The 7538-nt window shown below is 70.8% G+C and carries 6 protein-coding genes; all 6 read right to left on the minus strand.

Annotated features, from left to right (window positions below):
• Positions 1-45: 45 nt before the first annotated feature.
• Positions 46-1620 carry a glycoside hydrolase family 32 protein gene (locus FM119_RS13095; RefSeq protein WP_087138609.1) on the minus strand — a complete coding sequence of 525 codons (1575 nt, stop codon included), beginning with the start codon at positions 1618-1620 and terminating at the stop codon, positions 46-48.
• 50 nt (positions 1621-1670) lie between these two features.
• A complete protein-coding gene (locus tag FM119_RS13100) occupies positions 1671-3215 on the minus strand; it encodes a glycoside hydrolase family 32 protein (RefSeq protein ID WP_087138610.1) in 1545 nt (514 codons plus the stop codon).
• 7 nt (positions 3216-3222) lie between these two features.
• Positions 3223-4242, minus strand: a complete 1020-nt coding sequence (locus FM119_RS13105) for a LacI family DNA-binding transcriptional regulator (RefSeq protein WP_087138611.1) — start codon at positions 4240-4242, stop codon at positions 3223-3225.
• Positions 4239-5159 (minus strand): carbohydrate ABC transporter permease, encoded by a 921-nt coding sequence (locus FM119_RS13110; RefSeq protein WP_087138612.1) that lies wholly within the window; start codon positions 5157-5159, stop codon positions 4239-4241. Before FM119_RS13110 ends, FM119_RS13105 begins: the two co-directional genes overlap by 4 nt.
• Complete coding sequence (locus tag FM119_RS13115; protein WP_087138615.1) at positions 5156-6037, minus strand: carbohydrate ABC transporter permease; 882 nt, start codon at positions 6035-6037, stop codon at positions 5156-5158. The genes FM119_RS13110 and FM119_RS13115 overlap by 4 nt, the downstream gene beginning before the upstream one ends.
• Positions 6038-6164: 127 nt before the next feature.
• Positions 6165-7505 (minus strand): ABC transporter substrate-binding protein, encoded by a 1341-nt coding sequence (locus FM119_RS13120; RefSeq protein WP_087138613.1) that lies wholly within the window; start codon positions 7503-7505, stop codon positions 6165-6167.
• Between the last annotated feature and the right edge of the window lie 33 nt (positions 7506-7538).

Here is a 7538-nt window from a genome sequence, read left to right on the forward strand (position 1 = left end):
GGGACTCCAGGGTGGTCGTGGTCGTGGTCGTGGTCGTGGTCGGGCTCAGGCGCTCGAGCCGAAGGTGCGGAGGGTCATCGCGCTCACCTGGAGGGGGCCGCCGTCGGAGTAGAAGGAGATCCCCGTGTCCCCGTCGGTGAAATGGACCTGCTGCGACAGGGTGACCAGGCCGTCGTCGACGAAGACCTCGACGCTCTGCGTGTCGACGTAGACGCGCAGCCGCAGCTGCCTGAACGCGGGATCGACCGGTGCGAAGGCGCGGTGGTACGGGCTCAGCTGGAAGCCGGCGAGCTCGCTCGGCCCCCTGTCCACGTACACCTCGCCCTCGTACACGCCGATGTTGGTGCCGCGGGCGCCGTCAGAGGAGCGGCCGACCGTGAGCCCGACGTTGCGCGCCTGATCCCAGGAGAGGGTGGCGTCGAGCGAATACGCCCTCCCGCCGACGCCGAGGACGCTCTCGCCGGTCACGCTCAGATCGGGCAGGGCCGTCGTGGAAGCAGCAGAGGCGTCCAGAGCCGCCACGGGCGCACTGAGGAGGCGGTAGACGCCGCCGCGGTTGGACAGCCGCAGCTCGCGGGTGATCGAGTTCTGCCCGTTGTAGCCGTCGCTGGCGTCGGTGGGGACGTCGCGCGCGGCGTACTTCCAGTTGTTCATCCAGGCGGTCGCCAGACGGACGGTGTCCGGAGCCTCGCGGGCCGGCCAGGTCACGGCGGCGTACCAGTCCCAGCCCCAGTCCAGCCACTGCGGGGTCGGGTCGTCGGCGAGGAACTCCGTCCCCGTCCACGTCCCCGTCCAGTAGGCGTAGGTCATCGGCAGCCCGCGCGTGTACGCGTCCATGCTCGCGCCGAGCACCCAGTGCACGGTGCCGTCGTCGGCCGTCATCGTGAAGATGTCCGGGCACTCGATGCCGCCGAGGTCGTGGTCGGGGTAGTCGAAGTTGCGCTGCAGGGTCCAGTCGATGAGGTTCGGCGAGGTGTAGAACGCCGCGTACCTGGCTCGGCCGATGACGCAGACCCACTCGCCGCGGGCCTGATCCCAGTGCGTCTTGGGGTCGCGGAACCACTCGGCGTTGTCGATCTCCTGCGGCGTCGTCGCCGCGCGCCCGTCCGTGTTGACGATGACGGGGTCCGGCCGCCAGGTGAAGCTGAACCCGCCGTCGGTGGAATACGCCAGATACTGTTCCTGATAGCGGCGCACGCCGTCGGTCGGCACCGTGGCGAGGACGATGACCGCGCCCGCGCCGTAGCCGGCGGTTCCGTCGACATCGATGACGGCCGAGCCCGACCACACGGGCTCGTCTCCGGTGAGGGGGAGGACCGTGCCGTGGTGGGTGTAGTCCACGCCGTCGACCGTGGTCGCGTGGTCCCAGCCGCCGGGACCGTTGTTGACGTCCGAGTGCAGGTAGTAGAGCTGATACGCGCCGTTCGTGTCGACGGGGCGCTGAGGGTCGCAGAGCCAGCCGCTCGGCGGCGTCATGTGGAACACCGCCCGCTGCGAGCCGTTCGCGGCGACGAGGGACGAGGCGGCCGAGGCGGAGGGGCGGTGCGCCCCGGCGAGGACGGCGAGCGTGCCGACACCGGCGGTGGTGAGCAGGGCACGGCGGGACAGGGAAGGACTCATCTGCACGGTTCCTTTCGATGCGGCGGGGGCGTCGGTGCCCCCGCGCGGTACTACGGGAGCGTCGGTGCTCCCGCAGGGTCGGTGGCTGCGCCCTCGGTGGGCGCGGCGGTCGCGGAGGAGGGGCCGTCACCGTGGGCGACGGAGACCGCGCCGCCGCGGGCGGTCGTCAGCACGGCGGTGTGCGGACCCGGCCCGAGGGGGATGAACGCCGAGGCGACGGCCTCGCCGTCCTCGACGAAGACCTCCAGCAGCGGACCGTCGAGGCTGACGAGCAGCCGGACCCGGTCCGTGCGCGGCAGGGACAGGGTGCTCGTCCAGGCGAAGTCGGGGTGGATCGCCGACACCGTCGGGCCGGAGCGCCGCAGCGTCAGCGTGCCCGCGGCGACGTCGACGGCGATCGTCGCGACGGCGGGAGCCGCGGGCTCGGCCGGCAGCCGCAGCTCGATGTCGCCGGTCGCCGCGGTGTCGGCGTCGACGCGCAGCAGCGAGTGGCCGCTCAGGGGGACGCGGTGGCCGCCCGCGGTGGCGACGCTGCAGAGCGGGCGCGGGGACAGCGCCGCCTCGACGAAGGCGGCCGGCCGCTGGACGAGCGCGAGCCGCCGCCCCCTGTCGCGGAGTGAGAGCACCCGCGGCAGCGACATCGCGCCCCGCCACGGCGCGGTCGGCACGTCGCCGGCGTAGCGCCAGTTGCTCATCCAGCCGATCATGACCGCCGCGCCGTGCGGCGCGCTGTCGAAGGTGACGCCCGCGTAGAAGTCCCTGCCGGCGTCGAGCCGTTGCAGCTCGGTCGCGTCGCTGGTGAAGCGCCGGCCGTTGAAGTCGCCGACGAGGTAGTGCATCGCCGAGCCCTCGGGGTCCTGCTCCTCCCCGACGGGGTTGGTGCTGAGCAGCAGCGTCCAGCGCCGCTCGGCCGGGGCACCGGACGCACCGCCGCCGGGCTCGCCTGGCTCCGCACCCTCGACGGGGAGCAGCACGAGGTCGGGGCACTCCCACACGACGCCCTCCGGGCCGAGCGGACCGAAACGGCCCGACTCCTCCCACGAGCGCAGGTCCCTCGAGCGGTGGAACAGCACCTGACGGTCGTCCGCCTCGACGGTGAGCATGACCCAGGTCCACGAGCCGTCCGCCTCGCGGAACCGGATGACCTTCGGGTCCCTGAACGCCGTGCTGTCGCGGTCGAGGACGGGGTTGGCGGGGTCGCGGGTCCAGCTCGCCCCGCCGTCGGTGCTCACAGCCCGCGACTGGGCCTGACGTCCGTCGTCGTAGGCGGAGGTGTAGTACGCGGTGAGGCGGCGCTCGCCGTCGGCCGGGGCGAGCGGCGTGGCGTCGCCGTCCCCCCTGTCGGCGACGACCGAGCCGGAGAAGATCTGCTCGCCGCCGCCGTGGCGCAGCGCGACCGGGTGCTCGGTCCAGCGGTGCAGATCGGGGCTGGTGGCGTGCCCCCAGCTCATGTTGCCCCAGTCGGAGCCCTCCGGGTTGTACTGGAAGAACAGGTGCCAGAGGCCGTCGGCGTGCACAAGGCCGTTGGGGTCGTTCATCCAGTTGCGCGCCGGGGTGAAGTGGAAGCGGGGGCGGGGGATCGCGGGGGTGCTCATGGCGCTCTCAGATCGAGTGTCGTCGGACGGGAGGGCAGGCGACGCGGCTGACCAGGGAGGCCGGCCTCGTGTCGATGCCGAGCAGCAGCCGCACACCGGCGGCGCCGAGCTCGTAGTGCGGCAGCTCGACGGTGGACAGCGGGGGGCGCAGGTGCGCGGCGATGATGTCCTGGTTGTCGAAGCCGACGACGGCGATGTCGTCGGGGATGCGCAGCCCGCGCTCGCGCAGCCCGTCGTACAGCCCCATCGCGACGCGGTCGTTGTGGCAGAACACGGCGGTCGCCCCGGAGGCGAGCACGGCGTCGAGGCTCGCGTAGCCGCCCTCCTGGTCGGGTGCGGCGGAGAGCACGAGCGCGTCGTCCCTGTCGATGCCTGCCTCGTCCAGGGCCGCCAGGTACCCGGCCAGCCGCCCGCTCTGCGCGGGGGACGGCGTCGTCGTGTTGATGAACGCGATGCGCCGGTGGCCGGCGTCGACGAGCTCGCGTGTGGCGGTTCGCCCGCCGAGCTCCTCGTCGGGCACGACGGAGGGCAGCCCCGAGCCGTCGGCGAAGCAGTCGACCAGGACCGTGTCGGTGTTCGCCAGGGCGGGCGGCACCTCGATCTCCCGGTGGTACCAGGTCGAGTAGAGGATCCCGCGCACCTGGTGCTCGAGCATCATCGCGATGGCGTCGTTCTCCGCCGCCGCGTTGCCGTCGGTGTTGGCCACGAGCAGGACGTAGCCGTGCTTCCACGCCTCGTCCTGCGCCCCGTGGATGATCTGCCCGGCGAACGGCGTTGTCGCGATGGCGTCGGCGACGAGGCCGATGAACCGCGACGAGCCCTGCGAGAGCGTCTTGGCGAGCGCGTTGGGGCGGTAGTGCAGCGCCTCGACGGCGTCCTGCACGCGCTTGCGGGCGTCGTCGCCGATCCGCGCCCCCGGCTTGTCGTTGACGACGTGGGACACCGTCGCCACCGACACCCCCGCGGCCTTCGCCACGTCGCGCATCGTCACCGATGCGGTCCCCCGCCCGCTGTCCGCGTTCGTCATCCCTTGGTCGCCCCGCCTTCGAGTCCCTGGATCATCGCCTTGTTGAGGACGAGGAACACCAGCAGCAGCGGCGTCACCGTGACGCAGACCGCCGCGAAGGTCGCCGTCCAGTCCGTGTTGCCCATCGCCCCGATGTAGTTTTGCAGACCCAGGGGGATGGTCTTCAGCCCGTCGGAGAGCACGAAGGTGTTGGCGAAGATGAAGTCGTTCCAGATGAAGATGCTGTTGACCAGGACGACCGTGATGATCGTGTTGACCGACAGCGGCGCGGTGATCCGCGTGAAGATGCGGTACGGGCCCGCGCCGTCGAGCGAGGCGGCCTCGTACATCTCCCTCGGGATGTACTCGTAGAACGACGAGAACAGGTACACGGCCATCGGCAGCGCGAACGCGGCGAGCGGGATGATCATCGACAGGTGCGTGTCGAGCAGGCCGACCTGCGAGTAGTCGATGAACAGCGGCACGAGGGCGATCTGCACGGGCACGATGATGCCGAGCAGGAACAGCGAGCGCACGAGTCCGCTGAACCGGAAGCCGAGCACCTGGAGCGCGTAGGCGGCCATCATCCCCGCGACGACGATGAGGGCGCTGGAGCCGAGGGTGACGATGAGGCTGTTGACGATGTTGAGGAGGAGGTCGCCGTTCTCGAACGCCCGCGCGTAGTTGTCGAGCGTGAAGCTCGTCGGCAGCGCGAAGGGGTTGCCCCCGGCGAAGTCGGCGGCGGTCCGGAAGCTGGTCATCAGCAGCCAGAGCAGCGGGTACACCTGGACGACGACGATGAGGATGACCGTCACGGTCAGCAGGGTGCGCTGCACGGACAGGCGACGGCTGCCGGAGTCGGTTCCCCTGCGCCTGCGCCTGCGGGGAGGGCGGGCCGTCGTCGGCGCCGCGGTCGGGGAGAGCGCGGGGGCGGTCACGAGTTGTCCTTTCGGCGGAGCAGCAGGAAGATCAGGCCGACGGCGATGAGGCACTCGATGACGATGAACACCGAGATCGCGCTGGCGTAGCCGTAGTCCGTGTGCACGAAGGCGGTCTTGTACATGTAGGTGGTCAGCAGCTCGGACGACTGGCCGGGGCCGCCGTTGGTCAGCAGGTACGGGATGTCGAAGCCGCGCAGGGCGAAGGTGGTCGCCATGATCGTGGTCGTGATCCACACCGGTCGGATGTACGGGAAGCGGATCCGCCAGAAGACCTGCCACCAGGACGCCCCGTCGATGCGCGCGGCCTCCTCGAGCTCTTTCGGCACGGCGATGAGCGCGGCGTAGATGATGAGCATGTACAGCCCGGTGAAGCGCCAGCCCTCGGGGATGGACACCGCGGCGAGCACGGTCTGCACGTTGGACAGCCAGGCGGTCTGCAGGTGGCCGAGGCCGACCCACTCCAGTAGCTGGTTGATGAGCCCGACCGGCTCGAGCGCGTAGATGCGCTGGAACAGGAACGCGATGGCAACGGTCGAGATGACGGCGGGCAGCAGGTAGAGCGTCTTGACCAGTTCCCTGGCCTTCGGCAGCGCCGTCAGCAGTCCGGCGACGACGAGCGCGCCGCCCAGCTGGAGCACGAGGCAGATGGCCAGGTACACGAGCGCGTTGACGAACGCCGTCCAGAACACGTCGTCCCGCGTGAGCATCTTGATGTAGTTGTCGACGCCGACGAACGACATGTCGGTGATGCCGTCCCAGCGGAAGAAGCTGAGGAACAGCGACTGCACGATCGGAAGCAGCACGGCCACGGCGTACAGCAGCAGCGGGGGGATGAGGAAGACCAGGACGGACCACCGCGAGCGGCGCGGCAGCATCGAGGCGAAGGCCCGGGAAGGGCGGGGGCCCCGCCCGCCGCCGCCGGCGCGCGTGCTGCGCGTTCGGTCGGCGGCCGAGGCGCTGGCCTCGCGGGCGGGTGCCGGGGCCTGGCGGCCCGTGGCGGTGCTAGTCATCGATGTTCTCCGTCAGGGTGGCGTCCATCGTGGCGATGAACTCGTCGGCGGTGATGTCGCCCTGGACGAGCAGGGTCAGCTCCTGCTGCAGGCGCGTGTTGGTCGCCGGGTCGAGCTGGGTGTCCCAGGGCATCGCGATCTCGGGTCCGACGGTGTCGGCGTCCTCGACGGAGCGGGTGTAGAGCTCGGTGGCGTTGTCGGGGACGGCGACCTCACCGGTCGTCGTCGGCGGGATCGCGCCGGTCGCGGCGTACACCTCGGGGTAGCGCTCCAGGGCGAAGGCGAGGAAGTCGCGCACGAGCGGGTCGTAGGTCTGGGCGTTGACGGCCATGCCGATGCCCGAGGGCGTCACGTACTCGTCGGGCCCGGTCACCGAGTCGGCGATCGTCGGCAGCGTGAAGTAGTCGACGTCGTCGCGGACTTTCTCGTCGAGCGCGTCGGTGGCGAGGTTGCCCAGCTCCCAGCTGCCGATGTTGTACACGGCGGCGTTACCCGAGGTGAACTGTGCCTGCGCGTCGGCGTAACCGGTCGAGGAGAAGCCCTTCGCGAAGCAGCCGGCCTCGCCCAGGCTCGCGAGCCACTCGGCGGCGGCGACGCCGGCCGGGTCGGAGAACTTCGCCTCGCCGTTCTTCAGCTGGGTGAGGTAGTCGGGCCCGGCCATCCGGAACGGGTAGTAGGCCATGTAGCGTTCGAGCGGCCACTGGTCCTGGCCGTCCAGGGCGATCGGCGTGACGCCCTGCTCGCGCAGCGCCGTGCACATGGCGGGGAAGTCGTCGAGGCTTTCCGGGACGTCGATGCCGGCGTCGTCGAACAGCGCCGTGTTGTACCAGAAGTACTCCATCTGGAACTCGAACGGCACCATGTACAGCGAGCCGTCGTCGAAGCGCTGGTAGTCCAGCGCGGCGGGGCGGTAGCTGTCACTGAGCTGCAGGTCGTCGAGCAGCGCCTGCACGTCGACCATGCGGCCCTGCTCGGCGAGCTTCTGGGCGAACGGCGTCGCGTCGGTGTCGAACAGCTCGGGCAGCTTCTGGGCGGCCGCGAGGGTCTCGTACTTCTGGATGTACGACGGTCGGTCGGGGGTGGTGATGAGGTTCAGCCCGAAGCCGGGGTGCTCCTCGGCGTACTCGTCGGCGATCTGCTCCATCGCCGTGATCACGCCGCCGTCGGCGGGGCGGGACAGCAGCCAGGAGATCTCGCGGGGCACGATCTCGCCCTCGGGGTTGACGTCGGTGGGGTCGGCGGCGCCGGTCGAGCCGGAGCAGCTGGTCAGCGCCAGCGCCGCGACGGCGACGGTGGCGATCAGGGGCGCGGTGCGGCGAAGGGGGTGGGGCATGTCGTCATCTCCATTGATTGAGCGGCAGGGGGT

Source organism: Mycetocola reblochoni REB411, from assembly GCF_900163835.1.
GTDB lineage: Bacteria > Actinomycetota > Actinomycetes > Actinomycetales > Microbacteriaceae > Mycetocola_B > Mycetocola_B reblochoni.